Here is a 21,018-nt window from a genome sequence, read left to right as displayed (position 1 = left end):
AGCCTTCGCCATCTCCTCTTTGCGGACCTCGGTCATCCGCTCCTTGATGCCCGGACGATCCATCGCCGGGTTCAAGATGTCGCCGCGTTCGCCACCGGTCAGGGTCACGATGAGGACCTCGTTGCCCTCCGCGGCGTACTTGGCCGATGTGGCCGCGCCCTTACTCGACTCGTCGTCGGGATGGGCATGCACTGCCATCAGACGGTAGCCGCCCTGCGTGCGCGATTCGGTCACGGTTCCTCGCCTTCGGATACGTACTCCTCTCATGGTAGGTATTGACCCGTGAACAGTTCAGACGGGGGCACGCCGCAGGAACCCGACCTGCGCAAACAACCGCGTAGCGGACCGCGTGCCACCTATCCCGTCGCGCAGTCGGCGCGGAGTCGGCGCCTCTGGTTCATCGCGTCGGCCGTCACGGTTGTCGTCGTCGGTGTGATCCTCGCCGCAATCGGCTACAACAAGTTCGCCGATCCCGACGTCAGCGGCCAGGCAACCGGCTACGAGATTCTCGACAACTCCTCGGTTGCCGTCCTGTACACGGTCACCCGCAAGGATCCGACCCAGCCGGTGGCGTGTGTGGTCCGCGCCCGGGTCAAGGACGGCTCCGAGGCGGGGCGTCGTGAGGTTCTCGTACCGCCCGGCACCCAGCAGCAGGGACTACGCACCGTCGTCAAGACGTCCGGACCACCGGTCATCGGCGAAGTCTTCGGCTGCAGCACCGACGTGCCCGCCTACCTGACCTCCACCGCGTCGTGACAGACGAGCGCCCCGTGCCGACATCGGCCACTCCCGACGGTGACGCCGGCGTTCGTGACGCGCGGGATGAGCACGTCAAGAAAGGGAAGCCGGACAAGGCGGTTTTCGCCCGACTGAGCAGCCCATACTTCCCCGCGTTGGTGGCACTGTTCATCGGTGTCATGCTCATCAGCAACATCACCGGCACCAAGGGTGTCGTGTTGTTCGACAGTTGGCTGCACCTCGACGTCGGCCCGATCCACATGAACGGCCTGGTCACCGACGGCGCGTTCTACCTGTTTCCGCTGGCATACGTCCTCGGCGACGTGATCAGCGAGGTCTACGGGTTCAAGGCGATGCGTCGAACGATCCTCGCAGGCTTCGCCGTCCTTCTGCTGGCCTCCCTGTGTTTCTGGGCAACCATCCACCTGCCGGCAGCCGACTTCTACGACGGCCAGGACGCGTTCACACGCGTCGCCGGAGTGGTGCCCCAGTTCCTCCTTGCCGGGTTGGCCGGATACCTCGCAGGCGAGTTCCTCAACTCGTTCGTGCTCGTGAAAATGAAGCAACGCGCTGGCGAGAAGCGACTCTGGGCACGACTTCTCGGTTCGACCGTCGTCGGCGAATTCGCCGACACACTCGTCTTCTGTTCCATTGCCGCATCCGCACTCGGGATTTCGACCTGGGGCGACTTCATCAATTACACCGCCGTCGGATTCATTTGGAAAACGCTCGTCGAAATCCTCGTCATGCCGATCACGTACGGGGTCGTCGCGTGGTTGAAACGATCCGAACCCAGCTACCAGCAGGCTCTCGCCGAGGTCAACACGACTGACGTGTGATGTGCCACATCCGTTTGGATTTGGTATCCTGACTTAATACACGGCTCCGAGAGGGGTCGTGTTGCTGCATTTAGAGCAGGCCCACATGCCCTACCGCGTGTGCCAAAACGAAACACGTGCGCGCATGAAGCATGCGGGCAGACCAAGCATTTAGAGCAGTCCATGTGTCCCAATGAGACAGTGCCCCGGTTCAGAAATCGCCGGGGAGCGGACAACACAAAGGAGTGACCGATGACCGACACCCAGGTGACCTGGCTGACCCAGGAGTCGCACGACCGCCTCAAGAGCGAGCTCGACTCTCTGATCGCCAACCGTCCGGTCATTGCTGCCGAGATCAACGAGCGTCGCGAAGAGGGCGACCTCAAGGAGAACGGCGGCTACCACGCCGCACGCGAGGAACAGGGTCAGCAGGAAGCGCGTATCCGACAGCTCCAGGAGCTACTCAACAACGCAAAGGTCGGAGAGGCCCCGACGCAGTCCGGTGTCGCACTGCCCGGCTCCGTCGTCACCGTCTACTACGACGGCGACAAGAGCGACGAAGAGACCTTCCTCATCGCCACCCGCGAAGAAGCGCAGGCAGGCAAGCTCGAGACCTACTCGCCGAGTTCGCCGCTCGGCTCCGCACTGATCGACGCCAAAGTCGGCGACACCCGCGAATACACCGTGCCCAATGGCTCGGTGGTGAAGGTGACGCTCGTCAAGGCAGAGCCGTACCACAGCTGACCCACTTCGGACCACAGCACGATTGAAAGGTTGCTGGGGGTTGCGTTTCCGCTGCCCTCAGCAACCTTTCGTCGTATGTCACCGCGAGGTGTTCAGTTCAGGCGCACCTTCACGCCACCCGAGAACATGGAGTCGTGCAGCTCGATGGTCGTCGGATTCGCATCCTTCGGCATGTCGAAGACAACCTTGGCGTTGACGGTGTTGCCGGGATTGATGTTGTCCCACACCGGAATGTCGGAGCCGCCAAGGGCGATCTGCGCGGACGTGCTCGGTTCGAACGTGCGGCCCTGGTCGTCGACGAGCTTCTGATCCGACGGCGCGAAGCTCTGCGGCTTGTTGCTCGTGTTCTGCACCGTCATCGCGACGACGACGAACTGCCCCTGCGCCTGCTCAGTCAGGTAGGGATTGTCGCCGACGCTCGACAGACCCTTCTCCACTCCAGTCACGACAAACTCGAACTTGCCGTCGCGCACAGGAGTGTTGAGTCCTGCTGCCCCGCTGCCCTTCTCGGAGTCGGCGTTCTTGCCGTCGCTGTTCTTCTGGTCGGCACCCCGCTCCGACGACCCAGCCGACGTCGAGTTCGACGACGAATCCGAATCCGACCCGCCTCCGGACACCGCAACGATGATCACGATCAACACCACCAGCGCACCGAGGACCCACGGCCACTTACGCCGCTTCTTGGGCGGCTGGTTGACGGGCTGACCGCCGGGAGCCTGAGGCGGAAAGCCGTACTGCGGCACCGTGTTCGGCGCTCCGGCGTACTGCCCGGCATCAGGCTGCGGGTACGCGTACTGGGGTGCACCGGACTGGGGAGCACCCGACTGGGGAGCACCGGACTGGGGAGCGCCCGACTGGGGCGCATTCGGGGGGTTCGTCATTGGTCTTCCTTCGTTCACGACGCCGTACGTTCGGCGACGAAGGGAACTCTATGGATCGAGTCCGACAAAAACGGCCTCGCAGTGCGTCGTCCGAACGAGTGAATTTGATACCTCGCGGATTCACCGCGAGCCCTGACCCGACCTGAGACGAGTTTGACCAAAACGTCTCGTCCAGGTGTTTCGCGATGCTAAGACTCAGATATGAAAACGCGCATCGCTCTGCGCCGGGTCGGGGTCTTCGCCGCTGCCGCGGCCGTCGGACTCCTGGCCTCGGTCTCGACACCTGCCCCCGCCGACGCCGCCCCCACGCCGCTGGCGTACGTCAATCTCGGAGACAGCTACTCCGCGGGTTCAGGCGTATCCCCCACCTCGCCAGACAAACCCGGCAGCTGTACGCAGTCGAGCAACAACTTCGCGCACGTGATCGCGCGCCGCAATGGCTTCTCCCTCACCGACGTCAGTTGCGGTGGCGCACAGACCAAAGACTTCTTCACTCGCCAATACCCCGACGTCGCACCACAATTGCGCGCACTGCGCCCCGACACGCAACTCGTCACCCTGATGATCGGAGGCAACGACGGCAACGTCTTCGCAGGCACCGTCGAAAAGTGTGTCGCAGCAGGCGTTGCCGCGGGATTCCGCGGCACGCCGTGCAAAGCTCAGTACGGCTCGACGATGACCCGCGAGATAGAGACCGCAACCTACCCGAAAATTGTGAACGCGCTCAAGGCAATTCGAGCGAAGTCGCCCGCTGCGCGGGTAGCGATCGTGAGCTACCCGCTCATCATGCCGGCGACCGCGCAGACGTGCCCCGATCTGCCGGTTGCCGCCGGCGATCTGCCCTATGCGCACGGCATCCAGACCGCACTCAACGACGCCGTCAAGCGCGCCGCCGCGGCGACCGGGGTGACCTACGTCGACGCGACCACACCGTCGATCGGCCACGACAGCTGCAAGCCCGTCGGCGTCCGCTGGGTGGAACCGATCTTCGGCATCGTTCAGCCGGTCCCCGTGCACCCCAACGCACTTGGCGAGCGCGAGATGGCAGGCATCGTCAGTCGCACCCTCGGCCTGGCTCGGTAGCGAGCCTGGAACCCACTACGCCTATGTGTGTCGCATCGAAGGAGTTGTGTGCTGCAGCACCCAATTCCTTCGATTAGGTCCACATCTAGGTGTGGCGCAGTCGATCTCACGCAGCGTCGTCGCGCCTGATCGTCAGCGCGTCCGATTCCTCGCAGACGTGAATGTCACTGCGCTCCAGCGCAACTCCGAGGCCGTCGAGCATCTGGAAGAGCGGCCTACCCGACGGCGCGTTCGACATGTCGTCACCCGGTTCGACGCTGTAGTTGGCCACCTCGGTCAGCAGCGACAGTCGCCATGCCTCGCCGCGAAGCGGCTGCAGGTCGCGGCTGCGGGTCAACGGCTGCACCTCGAAGGACCCGCACGTCGTCGTATCCTCCTTCGTGCACGCTCCGCCGAGCCCGATGTCGGCGAACTCGGCGTGCGACCACCACAGCACGGCGTCGACGTCGACGGTCGGTGTGATCACTCCGTTGGGTAGCGGCCCCTCCGTCATACGGGTCAGGGGCTGCTCGAAGACGAGGAGCCCCGCGGTGCCCAGTTCGGGCAGAACGCGAATGCCCGCACCGCCGTCTGCAGACCGCGCCTCGCCGGTGACCGACTCGGGCACCCAGATCGGCGAGACCCTCGAAAGAACCTCGGCGGACGTATCGGCGCGGCCGAGGAGCCCGCGCAGCATCTTGTAGAGGTCGACGCTCTCGATGTAGTCCTCGGCGAGATCGGCGCACTCGTCCTCGGTGAGTGCGAGATCTCCGTCTCGGTACTGATCGAAGCGCGCCATCGCGTGGAGCATCCGCACGCCGACCGGACGTATGTACGCCGCCCACTCCTCGGCCAGCCCGCCGAAGGCGTCGACCAGGGCGGCCTGAACGTCGGGCATGCCCGACGCCGCCCACGGAATGCGATTGAGCTGTCGTCGGGTAGCGGCGTGATATTCCCGATTACTGCCGGTGGTGCCATTGCGCTTGCGGCCGACAGTTGGCTTGCGTGACTTGTGATTTCGTCTCCCCATGCGCTGCACGCTAAGCCTGATCACGCCAGGAGTCACCGCGCCCATCCACAGGCAACGCGCACAGCACAACGGGTCACAGGTTATCCACAGCTCTGCCCCAGACCCTCGCTAACCTGCGCGTTCATCGTGTAATCAGAGTATTCAACCATCCAAAGGAGGACGGACCATGAAGATGCACAAGCAGCCAACCCCCGACGTTCCGCTCGTCGTCCTCGACGACGACGCCCTCGTTTCCCATTACGCCAAGACCCTGTTCGACGAGGGCACGCCGGTTGCCGTGGTGAGCAGCAACTACTACGACGTCGTGCCGTTCATGTTGCGCAACAACGGCCACACCGTCGCGCTGGTCGCCGACGTAGACGACACGACACAGCTGGCGGAGGCGATCATGATCGTCGAACACCGCCTCGGACACGTCGCAGCGGTCATACGTTACGAAGCCGACCTGGCGACCGCTCCTCACCGCGACTCGACGCACTCCGCATCCGCGGCGTGACCTCTGCTGCCCCATCGCCGGCCACCGCAGATTCCGACACCGCAGATCAGACGCCAGAAAGTCATCGACGCCACCGCATGACAGATGACGTAAGGCCCACGACAGTCGCGTAGTACAGGCTTGATGCCATGACTACGACAACCACCACCACTGCGGCGACGAGCGCGTCGAACCCCCTCGGGTCCGAACTTGCCATCGATGCACGCGGATTGGTCAAGCAGTTCGGCTCGAACCGAGCCGTCGACGGAGTCGATCTGGCGGTTCCGACCGGTTCTGTGTACGGCGTTCTCGGCCCCAACGGAGCGGGCAAGACGACCACCGTCAGCATGCTGGCCACGCTCCTGCGACCAGACTCGGGCTCGGCCAAGATCTTCGGCTACGACGTCGTGCACGATTCGACGGCCGTCCGCTCGCTGGTCGGCGTCACCGGCCAGTACGCCTCCGTCGACGAAGACCTGACGGCGAGACAGAACCTCATCGTCTTCGCGCTGCTGCTCGGCTTCTCGCGGAAGGCCGCGAAGGTCCGAGCCGACGAACTGCTCGACGAGTTCTCCCTCACCGAAGCCGCCGACCGCCCACTCAAGGACTTCTCCGGCGGCATGCGTCGACGCCTCGACCTCGCGGCAAGCCTCATCGACACCCCACCCCTGCTGTTCCTCGACGAGCCGACCACCGGACTCGACCCGCGCACCCGCGCCCAGATGTGGGACACCATCCGCCGGCTCGTCGCCGACGGCGCAACCGTGCTGCTGACAACCCAGTACCTCGACGAGGCGGACCAACTCGCCGATCGCATCGCGGTGATCGACCACGGTCGTGTCATCGCCGACGACACCGCCGACGCACTGAAGAACTCGGTCGGCGCGGCGACACTGCAACTCGCACCTCTGGAACGGTCGGACGCCCCGCGCGTCGCCGAGATCGTCGAACGCGTTCTGGGCGAGCCCGCGACACTCTCGGCAGAAGCAGGCAGGATCTCCGCTCCACTGCATCGTCCGGATCTCGTACCAGACGTCCTGATCGCGATGCGCTCCGACGGCATCACCCTCGACGAGATCAACGTCCAGAAACCGAGTCTCGACGAGGTGTTCCTCACCCTCACCGGCAAGCCCGCCGACCCTCAGGACCCCGCCGATTCTCGAGACACAGCCCCCACCGACGACGCAGCCACGCAGCAGGAGGACCTCCGATGACCACCGCACTCCCCCGAGCCGCCACGCCCGCCGCCATCACCACCGGCGCCATCCGAGCACGGGCGAAGCAGTCCGTCTCGCTTGCGGAGACCGCACGTCAGTCGTTGACCATGGCCTACCGCAGCGTGCTCAAGCTCCGGCACAACCCCGAGCAACTGTTCGACGTGACCATCATGCCGATCATCTTCACGGTGATGTTCACCTACATCTTCGGCGGTGCCATCAGTGGCAACGTCTCGTCGTATCTTCCCGTCATCATCCCGGGCATCCTCGTGCAGACCGTGGTGATGAGCTCTATCGTGACCGGAACGCAGTTGCGCGAGGACATGGACAAGGGCGTCTTCGACCGATTCCGCTCGCTGCCGATCGCACGTATCAGTCCCCTGGCGGGAGCCTTGCTCGCCGACGTGATCCGCTACCTCATCGCAAGCATCATCACTGTCGTGATGGGCCTCATCATGGGCTGGCGTCCGAACGTCCTCGGTGTCATCGCGTCGGTTGTCCTGGTCATGGTGTGCAGCTTCGCCGTCTCCTGGATCTTCGCACTCATGGGTTGCATCATGAGCAAAGCCTCTGCCGTGCAGGGAATCTCGATGCTCGTCGTCTTCCCGTTGACCTTCATGTCAAACGCGTTTGTTCCCGTCGACACGATGCCGGGCTGGTTGCAGGCATTCGTGAACGTCAATCCGGTGAGCCACCTCGTCACCGCGGTGCGTGAGCTCACCGCGACCGGACACGCAGGCATCCATGTGGTGTGGGCGCTCGCGGGCGCTGCGGTCATCACCGCGGTCTTTGCCCCGCTCGCCGTGCGCGCATACATGCGCAACGCCTGACCAGCACAAGCGCCTTACCAACACACAGCGCCTTCCAACACACAGCGACGGGCCTGCCAAGCGGCGGGCCCGTCGCTCTGTGTGATCTCAGGCCAGGCGGGGCGCCTTCGACACGAGCAGTTCGGCGAGTTCCTCGGTCGCACGTCGGCGCGACATGCTCGGGATATCGGAGGTGACATCGTCCCACTCATCCTGCGTCAGCTTCGACGCACCGACCAGATCGGTCACGACGGCGTAGTAGCCCGGATAGTCGACACGAGCCTTCAATCGTTTGCCTAGCATCAGTAGCCGAGCGCCGTCGCGCCTGGTCTCGCTCCTGTCGCACAACACGCATCCCGTTGCGAGCGCGAGGTTCGCAGACTGAGGAATATCGGTCCACCCACTCGGCGACAGCGTCTCTGCGACACCCGCGGCGAGCACGGGCAGCAGCGCACGTGCACGATCAAGCTGCTCCGTGCGCACCAGACCGATGGCGGCAACACCGATCAGCATCGCGGCCCCGGGATCTCGCGCCGCCATCGGATGCTCGCGCAACAGCAGGTCGCCCGCCCGGGCGAACATCGCCGCAGCATCAGCGAGATCTCCACGCGCGTAACGGAGTTCGCCGATCGCCAACATCATTCCGGCGAAAACCTCCGGAAACCCGCGCGGATCGGGATCCTCGGGCGTCCAGCCGTCGGCGACGTGCACCAATTGTTCTTCTGCGGCGTCGAGTTGGCCCAGATTGATCAGCGTCACCGCGAGGTAGCAGCGGGTCTGCATCTCGTCCTCGAAGGAACCCAGTCGGACCAGGTCGGCGATTCCGCCCCGATAAAAGTCAACGGCGGCAGACCAATTCGCCTGCTGACTGTGGATTCCGCCGAGACTCACCTGAGACATCGCCGACATCCAGTGGTCACTCCCGAGCCGCGACCGCTTGCGCAGAATCTCTCCGTCGCGTTCCGCCTTGTCCAGACGTCCGAGGTTCTCGGCAAGATTCATTCGTCCGCCGAGCGCTGTCGTCGCGACCCGCTCATCGGAACTCTGGGTACCACGCACGATGTAGCGGATGGCTTCGGTCGTGCTCCGACTCAGCACGCACGCGGTCATCAGTTCGGTTGGCTCGAGATAGATCCGAGCGGGATTGTGCAGTCGTCGCAGGTAGTACCGTGCACGTGCGAGCTCTCGAAGGTCTTGGCGCAGCATCTGGTGCGTCATCGACGCGAGAACCGTTGCCTCCCAATCACGCCGCCGCTCATCGGACAGGTCACGAGGAGGCGTCGGCAACACGTCGATCAGCCGCGACCCCCAGTTCATGATCTCCGCGTGCAGGCCACGCGCCATCCAGAACCCGGCGAGGATCGGAAAGATCCGCACCGCACAGTCGACGGCGTCGACCACCTCCGAGTCGTCCTTCTCGCCGTGCGCGATCACCCCCGTACCTATCGTCTCCGTGCAGTGGCGGAGCACCCAGACGAGATTGTCGACGTCGGCGGCCACGCGGGTCATCAGCCCTGCGTCGACACCGGACTCGTAGCCGGCAACCGCCTCCGACGCAACGGATCTGCCCCACTCACGCATCGCGGAGTTGACCTCCGATGACAGCCCCGGCTCCGCCGCGAGTTTCTCCTCGCCGAACTCGCGCACCATCTCCAGCATCCGATACCGCACCCGACCGTCGGCCTCGATCACGGTCAGCAACGACTGATTGACCAGCGAGGCGAGCGTGTCGTCGAGCCGAAAACCGCGATAGCCCAGCACGATTCCCGCCGCGTCAACCGTGAACCCGGCCGGAAATCTGCACAGTCGGCGCAGCGCCTCACGCGCATCGTCGTCGAGAAGGTCCCAGCTCCAATCGATCACGGCCCGCAGCGTGCGATGCCGGTCGGGAGCGCTGCGGTCCGTCCCGCGAAGCAGTGCGAATCGCTCCGTCAACCGATCGGTGATCTCCTCGACCGTCATCGTGCGAATTCGGGCTGCCGCCAACTCGATTGCCAACGGTAGGCCGTCGAGATGCCGGCACAGTTGCGCAACGGATTCGTGCGGCAGATCGGCGTCGGGCCGCACCGCGCGGGCACGGGTGACGAACAATTCGACCGCGGCGCCGTCGTCGGTGACGTCGAGCGTCGGCAACCCGAAGATCTGCTCGGCGGGCAGCATCAGCGGCGAACGGCTCGTGACGAGGATCTTCAACGACGAGTCGGCGGCGAGCAGATCGGCCACCAGGCGTGCACACCGCTCGATGATCTGCTCGCAGTTGTCCAGGATCAGCAGCGCGTCCCGCCCACGCAGGGCGTCGATCAATCGGTCCTGCAGATCGCCGGTCGGCGCGATGCGGGGTCGGGCGTTGGTGCCGAGGTCTGATTCACCGACTCCTAGTGTCGCGGCGATGGCGGGCACCACGTCGTCGTCGTTGCGGATCGGTGCGAGCGGCACGTAGTAGACCGACGATCCCTCGTCGACGAGGCGGTGTCCGACGCGGTTGGCCACCCGCGTCTTGCCCACTCCGCCCGGTCCTTGGATGGTGACGACGCGATTCGCCTTCAGCTGCTCGAGGATCGACGCGACGTCGCCCTCGCGCCCGATGAGGTCGCTCGTCTCCACCAGCAGACCCGCTTGCATGCTCGAGCGTCGCGGACTCGGAGCGGGTCGTCGAACATCGAGTTCTCCCTCGGCGAGAAGCGCGTTGTGGAACTCGGTGATCGTCGACCCTGGGTCGACCCCCAACTCTGTCGATAGTCGGCGGCGCAGCGCGGCGTACACGGCGAGCGCATCGGCGATACGTCCCTCGCCGGCAAGTGCACGCATCAGGTCAAGTGCTGCCGTTTCATCCAACGGGTCACGTGCACAACGTTGTTCGGCGATCTCCCGCGCCGTTGTGTAATCGCCGGCGTTCATCGCAACCGTGCTGCGGGCACGGTTGAGCGCGTCTTCGACATGTGTGGCTCGTGCGCGGATCTCGCCGATCAGCGGTGCGGCCTCGTCTCCGAGGTCGTCGCCCGGCTCGCCCCGCCACCACGACGCGGCGTCGTCGAGCGCGGCTGCGGCGCCCTGTGCGATGAGGTCGTCGACGATCTCGATGTCGGTGCGGGCGCCGACCAGGCGATACCCGCTTCCCGACGCTTCGATGCGCCCGGCTCCGAGGACGCCACGCAGCCGCGAGATCTGGGTGTGCAGCGCCGCGCCCGGTGACCGTGGCGGATCGTCGCCCCACACATCGTCGATGAGCCGCTCAGCCGAACGGGTGCGTCCACCGGCCAACGCCAGCGATGCCAACAACCTCTTGGCGCGGATACCCGGAACCGTCACCAAGTCATCCGGCGTCACCGGCGAATCCGGCGCTGCGGACACGCCTGCGGCGACGGGACCGAGCAGACCGATCACGGTTGTTGCGGGGGCGGACACTGTGCCAGATTAGCCCCCGCGGTATGTATCACGAGTGCCCGCGCTGGACGTATCGCCGAAAGACCGTGCGGCGCCGTGCTTGAATGGCACGATGGCGCGCAGCTACGCACTCAACTCATTCGATCTCGACTTCTTCGACACGTCACCGGTGAGCTATCGCATCGACGTCCACCTGCCGGTCACGCCCGAACGCGCGTGGGCAGAACTGACGCGCCAGCACACACTCGACTGGTGCCGGGCAATCAGAGGCATCGAGTTCACTTCGCCACCTCCGTACGGGGTCGGCACGACTCGTCAGGCCAAACTGGGTCCGGGCGTCGCACTCTCCGAATACTTCTTCGACTGGGTCGAGGAGCCAGGAGAACACCACTACCGCAACGCATTTCGCGGAGAATCGGTGACCGTACCCGGACTGTCGCGGTTCGGCGAACTGACCGAGGTCAGCAGCGCCGACGTCGGCTGCCGACTCGTGTGGCGCTTCGCGCTCGAACTCGCGACCGGAGCCAAACCCGTCAGGCTGTTCAGTGCACCGACGGCGGCGTCGGTGTTCAAGACGGTCGAAACCGACACCCTGCGTCACTTCTCGACCCTGCGCCCGCAGGTCTGATCCGATGCTGCTCGCCCGGACCGTCAGCGCAGGAAGCCTGCGTCGGCGAGCGCTGTGCGCACAGCATCCTGGTGCTCCGCGCCCCTGGTCTCGGCGCTGACCGTCACCTGCACCTCGCCGAGCTGCAGGTCGTCGGCGACACGCGAATGCACGACGTCGACGACGCTCGCCCCCTGCTCACGCAGTAGTTCGAGCAACGAGATGAGGCCACCCGGGCGGTCGGGGATGGTGGCGGTCACCGTCAAGAAACGACCGGACGCGGTGAGTCCCGCTGTGGTCACGTGGCTGAGCACGAGCGGGTCGATGTTGCCGCCCGAAGCGACGACGCAGATCGGTCCCGGCAGATCGAGATCGAGACTCATCAGCGCGGCGACGCCAGCGGCGCCCGCGGGTTCGACGAGCAACTTCGCGCGTTCGAGCAGCAGGAGCAGCGCGGTAGCCAACTGCGCCTCATCGACCGTGACCACCTCGTCGACGAGCTCACGAACATGCGCGAACGGAACGTCGCCGGGTAGCGCGACGGCGATACCGTCGGCCATCGTCGACATGTGCGTCGCCGCGACGGGCATGTCCTCCTGCAGCGACGTCGGCCATGCCGCCGCCTGCGCCGCCTGGACACCGATGATCCGGACGCCGGGGCGCCTGGCTTTGACCGCCGCGGCGATTCCGGCGAGCAGCCCACCTCCGCCGAGCGGGACGACGATGGAACCGACATCGGGCATCTGCTCACAGATCTCGACACCGACGGTGGCCTGACCCGCCACGATGTCGCGATGGTCGAACGGATGGATCAGCGTAGCGCCGGTCTCTTCGGCGAAAGCTCGTGCGGCGACCAGTGATTCGTCGATCGTCTCACCGACGAGCACGACCTCGGCCCCATATGCCTTGGTGGCGGCCAGCTTCGGCAGGGCGGCACCCACCGGCATGTAGACGCGCGAGGCGATGCCCAGGTGCGCGGCCGACCACGCCACGCCCTGCGCGTGGTTGCCCGCGCTGGCCGCGACGACACCTGCCGCGCGCTCGTCGGGCGTGAGCCGCGAGATCCGGTAGAACGCACCGCGTGGCTTGAACGATCCTGTGCGCTGCAGGTTCTCGCACTTGAGCCAGACATCGGAGCCGCTGCGCTCGGACAACACCCGCGACGCCACCATCGGTGTGCGACGCATCACGGGCGCCAACACCACCGCGGCGGCGTCGATCTCGGACTGTGCGATCAGCATGATGAGCGTCAACGTACGCGGTCGCGATGCCTCACGCAGCGCAACCCCGAGCGGTCCCCGATCTGGCGGTCCGGCTTACCGCAGCGCCTGCTCCAAGTCGGCGAGGATGTCGTCGATGTCTTCGATGCCGACCGACAGACGTACCAGGTTCTCGGGCACCTCGAGCAACGACCCAGCGGTCGACGCGTGGGTCATCGCACCGGGATGCTCGATCAGCGATTCGACGCCGCCCAGCGACTCCGCGAGGGTGAACACCTCGGTGCGCGCGCAGAACTTCTTGGCGTCCTCGATGCCGCCGGACACCAGCACCGAGACCATCCCGCCGAACCGCTTCATCTGCTTGGCGGCGACCTCGTATCCGGGATGCGAGGGATCGCCCGGATAGAGCACGCGCTCGATCTTGTCGTGGCGGTTGAGGTACTCGGCGACCTTCTCGGCGTTGTCGCAATGCCGCTCCATGCGTACCGCGAGCGTCTTTATGCCGCGCATCGTCAGGTAGGCATCGAACGGCCCCGGCACAGCACCCGCACCGTTCTGCAGGAACGCGATGTCGGAGTCGAGTTGCTCGTCGTCGGTAACCAGTGCGCCACCGACGACGTCGGAATGCCCGCCGAGGTACTTGGTGGTGGAGTGCAGCACGACGTCGGCGCCCAACTCCAGCGGACGCTGCAGGTACGGCGTCGCAAAGGTGTTGTCCACCACCAGTTTTGCCTTCGCCTCGTGCGCGACCTCACCGAGTCGGGCGATGTCGCCGACGTTCAGCAGCGGATTGGTCGGCGTCTCGACCCACACGAGTTTGGTCTTCGGGGTGATCGCCGTGCGTACCGCGTCGATGTCGCTGACCGGCGCCACGGAGTAGTCGATGCCCCACTGCGTGAAGACCTTGTCGATCAGGCGGAAGGTGCCGCCGTAGGCGTCGTTCGGGATCACGAGGTGGTCGCCGGGACGTAGCGATGCGCGCAGCAGCGCGTCGGTGGCAGCCATGCCGGAGGAGAAACCGCGTCCGTACGTACCGCCCTCGATCGCGGCGATGTTCGCCTCGAGCACGCGACGCGTCGGATTTCCGGTACGCGCGTACTCGAATCCGTCACGCAGACCGCCGACGCCGTCCTGTGCGAACGTCGAACTCGCGTAGACCGGGACGTTCACCGCGCCGGTCTGCGGGTCGGGGTCGTAGCCTGCGTGGATGGCTTCGGTGGAAAAGCCGCGTGGACGCTGGTACTTCTTCACGTGAGAACTCCTCGCTGAGTGATGATCACCGACGCTAACCGGCAGTGATCGTCGGATGGGTGCTGACGAATGCCAGCAGATCGTGTCGGGTGATGACGCCGATCGGTTTTCCGTCCTCGACGACCATGAGTGCGTCGGACTCGCCGAGCGCCTTGGTCGCCGCGGACACCGGCTCACCGGAACCGATGAGCGGGAACGGATCTCCCATGTGCGCCGACACGGGATCGGCGAGGTTCGCACGACCCTCGAATACCGCCGAGAGCAGGTCACGTTCGGTGACCGCGCCTGCAACCTCGCCCGCCATCACCGGCGGCTCGGCGCCGACGACCGGCATCTGCGACACCCCGTATTCGCGGAGGATCTCGATCGCGTCGCGCAGCGTCTCCTGCGGGTGCGTGTGCACGAGGTCTGGAAGCGTACCGGTCTTGCCGCGCAACACATCTCCGACGAGCAGCTCCGGCTTGTCACCGTCGAGCGGGGTACGCAGGAAGCCGTAGCTGCTCATCCACTCGTCGTTGAAGATCTTGGCCATGTAGCCGCGCCCACCGTCGGGCAGCAGGACCACCACGACGGAGTCGGGACCCTCTCGCTGCGCCACCTGCAGTGCCGCGACGACCGCCATACCGCAGGAGCCGCCGACGAGCAGCCCCTCTTCGCGCGCGAGGCGTCGGGTCATGTCGAATGAGTCGGCGTCGGAGACCGCGATGATCTCGTCGGGGATGCTCGGGTCGTAGGCGTCGGGCCAGAAATCCTCACCGACACCCTCGACGAGGTACGGGCGCCCGGTGCCGCCGGAGTAGACCGAACCCTCTGGGTCGACGCCGACGACCTTGACCTTGCCGTCGGAGATCTCCTTGAGATAGCGGCCGGTGCCGGTGATGGTGCCGCCGGTGCCGACGCCCGCGACGAAGTGCGTGATGGTGCCGTCGGTGTCGCGCCAGATCTCCGGGCCGGTGGTCTCGTAGTGGCTCTGCGGACCGGCGGGGTTGGAGTACTGATTGGGCTTCCACGCGCCGTCGACCTCACGGACCAGCCGGTCGGAAACGCTGTAGTAGCTGTCGGGGTGTTCTGGCGGGACGGCCGTCGGGCACACGACAACCTCGGCGCCGTAGGCACGCAGCACGTTGCGCTTGTCCTCGCCGACCTTGTCGGGGCACACGAAGATGCATTTGTATCCGCGCTGCTGCGCGACGAGCGCCAGCCCGACACCGGTGTTGCCCGACGTCGGCTCGACGATCGTGCCGCCGGGCTTCAGCTCCCCCGACTTCTCCGCAGCGTCGACCATCCGCACGGCGATCCGGTCTTTGCTGCTGCCGCCAGGATTGAGGTATTCGACCTTGGCCGCGACCAGCCCCGATCCGGGGGAGGTCACCGAGTTGAGCTTGACCAGTGGTGTGTTGCCCACCAGGTCGACGACGTGATTGGCGATGCGCATACCTCTATGGTCCCAGAGCGTCGCAAGCCGTCCACATTCGACTTGCCGCTAAGCTGGGACGCGTGTCCGATTCGCGTCACGTCCTCCGCGATGTCGGTGCCGCAGCGACCGCGACGGCCGCAGGGGCCGGCGCCACGTGGGCGGCATACAACGTGCTGGTCTGGCAGGCACAACAAGCCAGAACCACCATCCCGCACCGCACCGACAACGCCCCCAACGGCGACGGCATCTACCTCCCCGACGGCGGCGAGCCGCTACGCGTCACCCGCGATACCCCTGCCGATCTGCACCTGACCGTGTTCGGCGATTCGACGGCCGCGGGACTCGGCGTCGAGTCGGCAGACGACACCCCCGGCGTGCGCGTCGCCCGTCGCGTCGCGGCCGACACCGGTCGGGTCATCCGCTACAGCAACAAGGCCATCGTCGGCGCGACGTCGAAAGGCCTCGGCGCGCAGATCGACGCGATGTTGATCGCGGGACATCGACCCGACGTCGCGGTCATCCTGGTCGGCGCCAACGACGTGACCGCCACCAACGGCATCCGAGCGTCGGCGAATCGTCTGGGAGCCGCCGTCCGCCGACTGCGCGAGACGGGCGCGGTGGTCGTCGTCGGCACCTGCCCCGACTTCGGCGTGATCACCGCGATCCCGCAGCCGCTGCGGTCGGTGCTGCGCATCTGGGGCCTACGGCTCGCTGCCCGCCAGCAGTCAGCGGTGCGCAGCGCGGGAGGCGTCGCCGTTCCGCTGGCCGATCTGCTCTCCGAGGAGTTCAAGGCGAAGCCCGATCACATGTTCTCGCCCGACCACTTCCACCCGTCCGCGGCCGGATACGAGCTCGCCGCGGCGATACTCACTCCCCCGGTCCTCGAGGAGATCGGTGAATGGGGACCGGCACCGCTGCCCGAGCCGCCCGAGATGTCGGAGACCGTGCCCGCCAGCAAATTCATGTCCCGCCTGCTGCGGCGCGCACGGACCGTCGAATGACGCACATCGATCTCAACAGCGACGTCGGCGAGTCGTTCGGCCGCTGGGAGCTCGGCGACGACGACGCCGTGCTCGAGGTGGTCACCAGCGCCAACGTTGCCTGCGGTTTTCACGCGGGCGATCCGAGCACGTTGGCACGAACATGTCGCAGTGCACTCGCGAACGGTGTCCGCATCGGTGCACAGGTCAGCTATCGGGACCTCGCAGGCTTCGGGCGGCGGTTCGTGGACGCCACACAGACGGAGTTGACCGACGACGTCGTCTACCAGATCGGCGGACTGCAGGCCATTGCTCGCGCCGCCGGCGGCACCGTCAGCTACGTCAAACCACATGGGGCGCTGTACAACACGGCCGTTCACCACGACGTGCACGCGCGTGCTGTGGTCGACGCGATAGCCGCGGTCGATCCACACCTCCCCGTACTCGGCTTGCCGGGGTCACTGCTACTCGAGATCGCTTCGGATCGCGGAATCCCTACCGTCCGAGAAGCTTTCGCCGATCGGGCGTACCACTCCGACGGCACCTTGGTCTCCCGACGCGAACCGGGCGCAGTCCTCGACGATCCTGCGGCGGTCGCCGAGCGGGTGATGCGCATGGTCTCCGACGGCGTCGTCGACTCCGTCGAAGGCGACACGATACGGATCGACGTCGACTCCGTCTGCCTGCACGGCGACAGCCCAGCCGCTGTCGCGATGGCGGTGGCCACCCGTCAACGGCTGACCACCGAGGGGATCGAGATCACGCCGTTCACGTGAGCGCAGGCCGCGACGGCAGCATCAGCGCGAGCACGGCGCCTACCAGCGCGAACACCACCGACCACCAGAACGCCGCGGAGAAACCCGCTGCCGCAGAGGCAGCCGACATGACCACGACGGCGAGGATCGCGGTGCCGAAGGAGCCGCCGAGTTGCTGGGTGATCCGGGTGAGCATGCTGGTGTCCTGACGCGCGGAGTCGGGGACGCCGATGAAGCCTGCGGCCATGATCGGCGACAACAGCAACCCGAGCCCGAGGCCACGGAACAGCAAGGCGATCATCAACCAGACCACCGAGGTTCCCGCATCGGCGAACGCGAACGGCACAGTCGCGGCCGCCACAATCACGAACCCGCACGCCGCCACCCAGCGCCCGCCGAACCGGTCGGTCAACTTTCCCGCCAGCCCGCGGGTCACGAACGCTCCGACGCCCTGCGGGATCAGATAGAGCGCCGCCCGGAGCACCGAGTCGCCGAACACCTGCTGAAAGAACAAGGGCAGCAGGAACATTGCCCCGAACGATGCGATGCCGAACGCGAACAGTCCGGCCGACGACGCGGCAACTGCGCGATGAGCAAGAATCCGGATGTCGACGATCCCCTGCCGCACAGACACCAAGCTGCGCACCACGAACACTCCCAGCGCGATCACGCCGACGACCAGCGGAATCATCACACTCCGACTGACGAAGCCGGCGTGGGCATTGGAGAGCCCGAGCAGGATCAGCGCCAAACCCGGTGCGAGAAGCAGTAATCCGACGACATCAAGGTGAGCGTGGTGATCGTCGGCGCCGCGGGTGCGGCCATCGTCGGGGATACGCCGCGCGAGGTAGAGCGCGACCGCCACGATCGGGACGTTGATGAGAAAGAGCCACCGCCAGTTGAGCCAGTTCAGGATCACGCCACCGAGCACGGGACCCAGGATCGGCCCCAGCGCGGTCGGCATCGACACCAGAGCGATGACCTGTCCGAGCGCCACTCCACCACTGGCCGACACCAGGATCGACATCATCAGCGGCATGATCAGTCCGGCGCCGAGGCCCTGTAGAACGCGAAATGCGATGAGCGACGGCGCATCCCATGCCACTGCGCACAAGACCGAGCCGAGCAGGAAGATCAGCAGCCCCGCGATCCAAGCGACGCGTGACCCGAATCGCGTTGCCGCCCAACCCGCCAACGGCACCGCGACGGCGAGCGCCAGCAGGTATCCGGTACTGACCCACTGGATCGTCGACACCGGAACGTCGAGGTCTCGGCCGAGCGTCTCGAGCGCGATGGTGGTGATCGTGGTGTCGAGGATCGGTGCGATCAGACCGATGATCACAGCCCACGCGACTCGACGCGTCGCGGGATCGATGGTCTGGGCCGGGGACGTTGTTGCCGTCATGGGAACCCCTTTAAGAATCAGCCGTGTATCTTATTTCCGACGATAGGCTGGCGCGATAAGATACGCAAGTGGATCTTGAACACCAGGACGCCAACCCCACACGACGCCGCGGCGCCGAACTCGAGGCCGCCATCCTCGACGCCGCGTGGGAGCAACTGCTCGACCGCGGCTACTCGGGGCTGACCTTCGAGGCCGTCGCCGAACGAGCCGGAACCAGCAGGCCCGTGCTCTATCGCCGGTGGGCAACACGCGGCGAACTGCTGCGCGCCGCGATCTCGCATCGTGGGCGGCAGGTCGAGGTCGTCGTACCCGACACCGGAAATCTGCGTGACGACGTCCTCGAAGCGCTACGCGACATGAATGACACTCGCGCCGATTTCGTGGTCATGATGGCGTCGAGTCTCGGCGAGTATTTCGCCGAAGGCGCCAACACCCCCCGTGAGGTTCGCGCGCTGTTCATCGGCGATCGGACGTCGACCATGGCCACCATCGTCGAACGTGCGATCGCTCGGGGCGAGGTGGACCCGGCACATGTGACCGAGCGGGCCATCGCACTGCCTGCCGACCTCTATCGCTACGAGGTACTCATGTCCCTGAAACCCGTGTCCGACGACGTTCTGCGCACCATCGTCGACGACGTCTTCTTGCCTCTCGTCCAACCGGATACCGCATCAAAGGCTCCGCGCTCCGACGAGTGACAAATCCGGCTCTTCTGACACCCGAGCTGTCCAGTAACGTGTTTCACATGCCTGAAGCTGTCATCGTTGCCCATGCCCGCTCCCCGATCGGCCGCGCCGGAAAGGGATCCCTCAAAGACGTTCGTCCCGACGAACTCTCTCGACAGATCGTCACCGCACTTCTCGCCAAGGTCCCCGAGCTCGACCCCAAGGAAATCGAAGACATCCACTGGGGAATCGGCCAGCCCGGCGGCCAGGGCGGCTACAACATCGCCCGCGTGCTCGGCGTCGAACTCGGCTTCGATCACATCCCCGGTGTCACCGTGAACCGCTACTGCTCGTCGTCGTTGCAGACCACGCGCATGGCCCTGCACGCCATCAAGGCCGGCGAGGGTGATGTGTTCATCTCCGGTGGCCTCGAGAGCGTGTCGAGCTTCGCCATCTCCGGCGGCGCCGACGGTGCTCCCGATTCCAAGAACCCGCTGTTCGACGAGGCGCTGGCCCGCACCGAACGCTCCGCCGAGGGCGGCGCTCCCGCGTGGCACGATCCCCGCGAAGACGGCCTGATCCCCGACGTGTACATCGCGATGGGTCAGACCGCCGAGAACGTCGCGAGCTTCACCGGCATCTCGCGCGAAGACCAGGACCACTGGGGCGTGCGCAGCCAGAACCGCGCAGAGGAGGCCATCAAGGCCGGATTCTTCGAGCGCGAGATCGACCCGATCACGCTGGCCGACGGCACCGTCGTCAGCACCGACGACGGCCCCCGACCGGGCACGACCTACGAGAAGATCTCGCAGCTCAAGCCCGTCTTCCGCCCCGACGGCACGATCACCGCCGGCAACGCCTGCCCGCTGAACGACGGCGCAGCCGCGCTGGTCATCATGAGCGACACCAAGGCCAAGGAACTCGGCCTGACCCCGCTCGCGCGCGTCGTCGCCACCGCCGCGACCGGACTCTCACCCGAGATCATGGGTCTCGGCCCCATCGAGGCCGTCCGCAAGGTGCTTCGCGTCGCGGGTAAGTCGATCTCCGACATCGACCTGTTCGAGATCAACGAGGCATTCGCCGTGCAGGTCATCGGTTCGGCAAACGAGCTCGGCATCGACCACGACAAGCTGAACGTGTCCGGCGGCGCCATCGCTCTCGGCCACCCGTTCGGCATGACCGGTGCGCGTATCACCACCACGCTGCTCAACAACCTGCAGACCTACGACAAGACATTCGGCATCGAGACGATGTGCGTCGGCGGTGGCCAGGGCATGGCGATGGTGCTCGAGCGCCTGAGCTGACCCGACCCCCCTCAGATACACCGCGGCCCCGCACTCACGAAGGCGGGTTCACATGATCGTCGCAACACTCTCAGGTGAGAGGTTGCGGCGATCATGTCGTTTCAGGAGGACTGTGTTCGGTTCGGTGACCAGTTGGCGAGGCTGGTGGATGCCGGGGTGCCGGTGAAGGAAGCCGCTGTTGGGGTGGGCGAGCCGCGGCATCGGTGCTACGCGATTCTCCGGGCGATCGGTCGGCCGGAGGGGCGGGCTCGTCGGC

20 protein-coding genes are annotated in these 21,018 nt (G+C 65.8%); 12 read left to right on the top strand and 8 right to left on the bottom strand.

Going from position 1 to position 21,018, the window contains the following annotated elements; all coding sequences use genetic code 11:
* On the bottom strand, window positions 1-198 hold a 198-nt coding region (locus B3T59_RS05120; protein ID WP_287001632.1), incomplete at its 3' end, for a PIG-L family deacetylase.
* An 84-nt stretch (window positions 199-282) separates the two neighbouring features.
* On the opposite strand from B3T59_RS05120, the gene B3T59_RS05115 reads away from it, so the two are divergent.
* From B3T59_RS05115 to greA, 3 genes are all read left to right on the top strand, one after another.
* Window positions 283-756 (top strand): DUF4307 domain-containing protein, encoded by a 474-nt coding sequence (locus B3T59_RS05115; protein WP_287001631.1) that lies wholly within the window; start codon window positions 283-285, stop codon window positions 754-756.
* Between the two features lie 113 nt (window positions 757-869).
* Window positions 870-1,577: a queuosine precursor transporter gene (locus B3T59_RS05110; RefSeq protein ID WP_064862443.1), complete on the top strand. Its 708-nt coding sequence runs from the start codon at window positions 870-872 to the stop codon at window positions 1,575-1,577.
* 231 nt (window positions 1,578-1,808) lie between these two features.
* A complete protein-coding gene (gene greA / locus B3T59_RS05105; protein WP_049699673.1) occupies window positions 1,809-2,300 on the top strand; it encodes a transcription elongation factor GreA in 492 nt (163 codons plus the stop codon).
* Between the two features lie 92 nt (window positions 2,301-2,392).
* On the opposite strand, the gene B3T59_RS05100 is transcribed toward greA, so the two are convergent.
* Window positions 2,393-3,181: a DUF4352 domain-containing protein gene (locus tag B3T59_RS05100; RefSeq protein WP_287001630.1), complete on the bottom strand. Its 789-nt coding sequence runs from the start codon at window positions 3,179-3,181 to the stop codon at window positions 2,393-2,395.
* Between the two features lie 201 nt (window positions 3,182-3,382).
* Between B3T59_RS05100 and B3T59_RS05095 the strand changes: the two genes are divergently transcribed.
* The gene (locus B3T59_RS05095) at window positions 3,383-4,264 is read left to right on the top strand and encodes an SGNH/GDSL hydrolase family protein (protein WP_287001629.1); all 882 of its coding nucleotides are present in this window, start codon (window positions 3,383-3,385) and stop codon (window positions 4,262-4,264) included.
* A 106-nt stretch (window positions 4,265-4,370) separates the two neighbouring features.
* On the opposite strand, the gene B3T59_RS05090 is transcribed toward B3T59_RS05095, so the two are convergent.
* The gene (locus tag B3T59_RS05090; protein ID WP_287001628.1) at window positions 4,371-5,273 is read right to left on the bottom strand and encodes a hypothetical protein; all 903 of its coding nucleotides are present in this window, start codon (window positions 5,271-5,273) and stop codon (window positions 4,371-4,373) included.
* Window positions 5,274-5,439: 166 nt separating this feature from the next.
* On the opposite strand from B3T59_RS05090, the gene B3T59_RS05085 reads away from it, so the two are divergent.
* From B3T59_RS05085 to B3T59_RS05075, 3 genes are all read left to right on the top strand, one after another.
* Window positions 5,440-5,769 carry a hypothetical protein gene (locus tag B3T59_RS05085; RefSeq protein WP_251723144.1) on the top strand — a complete coding sequence of 110 codons (330 nt, stop codon included), beginning with the start codon at window positions 5,440-5,442 and terminating at the stop codon, window positions 5,767-5,769.
* 128 nt (window positions 5,770-5,897) lie between these two features.
* Window positions 5,898-6,962: an ATP-binding cassette domain-containing protein gene (locus B3T59_RS05080; RefSeq protein ID WP_287001627.1), complete on the top strand. Its 1,065-nt coding sequence runs from the start codon at window positions 5,898-5,900 to the stop codon at window positions 6,960-6,962.
* A complete protein-coding gene (locus tag B3T59_RS05075; protein WP_251723146.1) occupies window positions 6,959-7,795 on the top strand; it encodes an ABC transporter permease in 837 nt (278 codons plus the stop codon). Before B3T59_RS05080 ends, B3T59_RS05075 begins: the two co-directional genes overlap by 4 nt.
* Before the next feature lie 87 nt (window positions 7,796-7,882).
* Here B3T59_RS05075 and B3T59_RS05070 read toward each other — a convergent pair whose 3' ends face one another.
* Entirely contained in the window at window positions 7,883-11,179 is a 3,297-nt protein-coding gene (locus B3T59_RS05070; protein WP_251723147.1) for an AfsR/SARP family transcriptional regulator, read from the bottom strand.
* A gap of 91 nt (window positions 11,180-11,270) precedes the next feature.
* Between B3T59_RS05070 and B3T59_RS05065 the strand changes: the two genes are divergently transcribed.
* Entirely contained in the window at window positions 11,271-11,786 is a 516-nt protein-coding gene (locus B3T59_RS05065; protein WP_251723148.1) for an SRPBCC family protein, read from the top strand.
* A gap of 23 nt (window positions 11,787-11,809) precedes the next feature.
* Here B3T59_RS05065 and ilvA read toward each other — a convergent pair whose 3' ends face one another.
* The 3 genes from ilvA to B3T59_RS05050 form a co-directional block, all read right to left on the bottom strand.
* Window positions 11,810-13,006 (bottom strand): threonine ammonia-lyase, encoded by a 1,197-nt coding sequence (ilvA, locus tag B3T59_RS05060; protein WP_251723149.1) that lies wholly within the window; start codon window positions 13,004-13,006, stop codon window positions 11,810-11,812.
* 75 nt (window positions 13,007-13,081) lie between these two features.
* Window positions 13,082-14,236, bottom strand: coding sequence for a cystathionine gamma-synthase (locus B3T59_RS05055; protein WP_251723150.1), 1,155 nt, complete (start codon window positions 14,234-14,236; stop codon window positions 13,082-13,084).
* Between the two features lie 34 nt (window positions 14,237-14,270).
* Window positions 14,271-15,671 (bottom strand): cystathionine beta-synthase, encoded by a 1,401-nt coding sequence (locus B3T59_RS05050; RefSeq protein ID WP_005202088.1) that lies wholly within the window; start codon window positions 15,669-15,671, stop codon window positions 14,271-14,273.
* A gap of 62 nt (window positions 15,672-15,733) precedes the next feature.
* Between B3T59_RS05050 and B3T59_RS05045 the strand changes: the two genes are divergently transcribed.
* Window positions 15,734-16,654 carry an SGNH/GDSL hydrolase family protein gene (locus B3T59_RS05045; RefSeq protein WP_251723151.1) on the top strand — a complete coding sequence of 307 codons (921 nt, stop codon included), beginning with the start codon at window positions 15,734-15,736 and terminating at the stop codon, window positions 16,652-16,654.
* Window positions 16,651-17,409: a LamB/YcsF family protein gene (locus tag B3T59_RS05040; RefSeq protein ID WP_287001624.1), complete on the top strand. Its 759-nt coding sequence runs from the start codon at window positions 16,651-16,653 to the stop codon at window positions 17,407-17,409. Before B3T59_RS05045 ends, B3T59_RS05040 begins: the two co-directional genes overlap by 4 nt.
* Here B3T59_RS05040 and B3T59_RS05035 read toward each other — a convergent pair.
* On the bottom strand, window positions 17,402-18,793 hold the full coding sequence (locus B3T59_RS05035; RefSeq protein WP_287001623.1) for a DHA2 family efflux MFS transporter permease subunit: 1,392 nt from the start codon (window positions 18,791-18,793) through the stop codon (window positions 17,402-17,404). The genes B3T59_RS05040 and B3T59_RS05035 overlap by 8 nt on opposite strands.
* A gap of 68 nt (window positions 18,794-18,861) precedes the next feature.
* Here B3T59_RS05035 and B3T59_RS05030 point away from each other — a divergent pair, with 68 nt between their 5' ends.
* A complete protein-coding gene (locus B3T59_RS05030; RefSeq protein ID WP_287001622.1) occupies window positions 18,862-19,491 on the top strand; it encodes a TetR/AcrR family transcriptional regulator in 630 nt (209 codons plus the stop codon).
* 47 nt (window positions 19,492-19,538) lie between these two features.
* The gene (locus B3T59_RS05025; RefSeq protein WP_287001621.1) at window positions 19,539-20,762 is read left to right on the top strand and encodes an acetyl-CoA C-acetyltransferase; all 1,224 of its coding nucleotides are present in this window, start codon (window positions 19,539-19,541) and stop codon (window positions 20,760-20,762) included.
* The last annotated feature ends 256 nt before the right edge of the window (window positions 20,763-21,018 follow it).

The sequence above is a fragment of the Gordonia sp. UBA7860 genome, assembly GCF_002500165.1.
Taxonomy (GTDB): Bacteria; Actinomycetota; Actinomycetes; order Mycobacteriales; family Mycobacteriaceae; genus Gordonia; species Gordonia sputi.
This window is presented reverse-complemented; position numbering and strand designations above follow the sequence as displayed.

Coding starts and splice junctions, on each gene's coding strand:
- B3T59_RS05075 (WP_251723146.1), top strand. CDS start 6,959: ATGACCACCGCACTCCCCCGAGCCGCCACGCCCGCCGCCATCACCACC.
- B3T59_RS05085 (WP_251723144.1), top strand. CDS start 5,440: ATGAAGATGCACAAGCAGCCAACCCCCGACGTTCCGCTCGTCGTCCTC.
- B3T59_RS05025 (WP_287001621.1), top strand. CDS start 19,539: ATGCCTGAAGCTGTCATCGTTGCCCATGCCCGCTCCCCGATCGGCCGC.
- ilvA (WP_251723149.1), bottom strand. CDS start 13,006: ATGCTGATCGCACAGTCCGAGATCGACGCCGCCGCGGTGGTGTTGGCG.
- B3T59_RS05050 (WP_005202088.1), bottom strand. CDS start 15,671: ATGCGCATCGCCAATCACGTCGTCGACCTGGTGGGCAACACACCACTG.
- B3T59_RS05095 (WP_287001629.1), top strand. CDS start 3,383: ATGAAAACGCGCATCGCTCTGCGCCGGGTCGGGGTCTTCGCCGCTGCC.
- greA (WP_049699673.1), top strand. CDS start 1,809: ATGACCGACACCCAGGTGACCTGGCTGACCCAGGAGTCGCACGACCGC.
- B3T59_RS05080 (WP_287001627.1), top strand. CDS start 5,898: ATGACTACGACAACCACCACCACTGCGGCGACGAGCGCGTCGAACCCC.
- B3T59_RS05065 (WP_251723148.1), top strand. CDS start 11,271: ATGGCGCGCAGCTACGCACTCAACTCATTCGATCTCGACTTCTTCGAC.
- B3T59_RS05040 (WP_287001624.1), top strand. CDS start 16,651: ATGACGCACATCGATCTCAACAGCGACGTCGGCGAGTCGTTCGGCCGC.
- B3T59_RS05100 (WP_287001630.1), bottom strand. CDS start 3,181: ATGACGAACCCCCCGAATGCGCCCCAGTCGGGCGCTCCCCAGTCCGGT.
- B3T59_RS05090 (WP_287001628.1), bottom strand. CDS start 5,273: ATGGGGAGACGAAATCACAAGTCACGCAAGCCAACTGTCGGCCGCAAG.
- B3T59_RS05035 (WP_287001623.1), bottom strand. CDS start 18,793: ATGACGGCAACAACGTCCCCGGCCCAGACCATCGATCCCGCGACGCGT.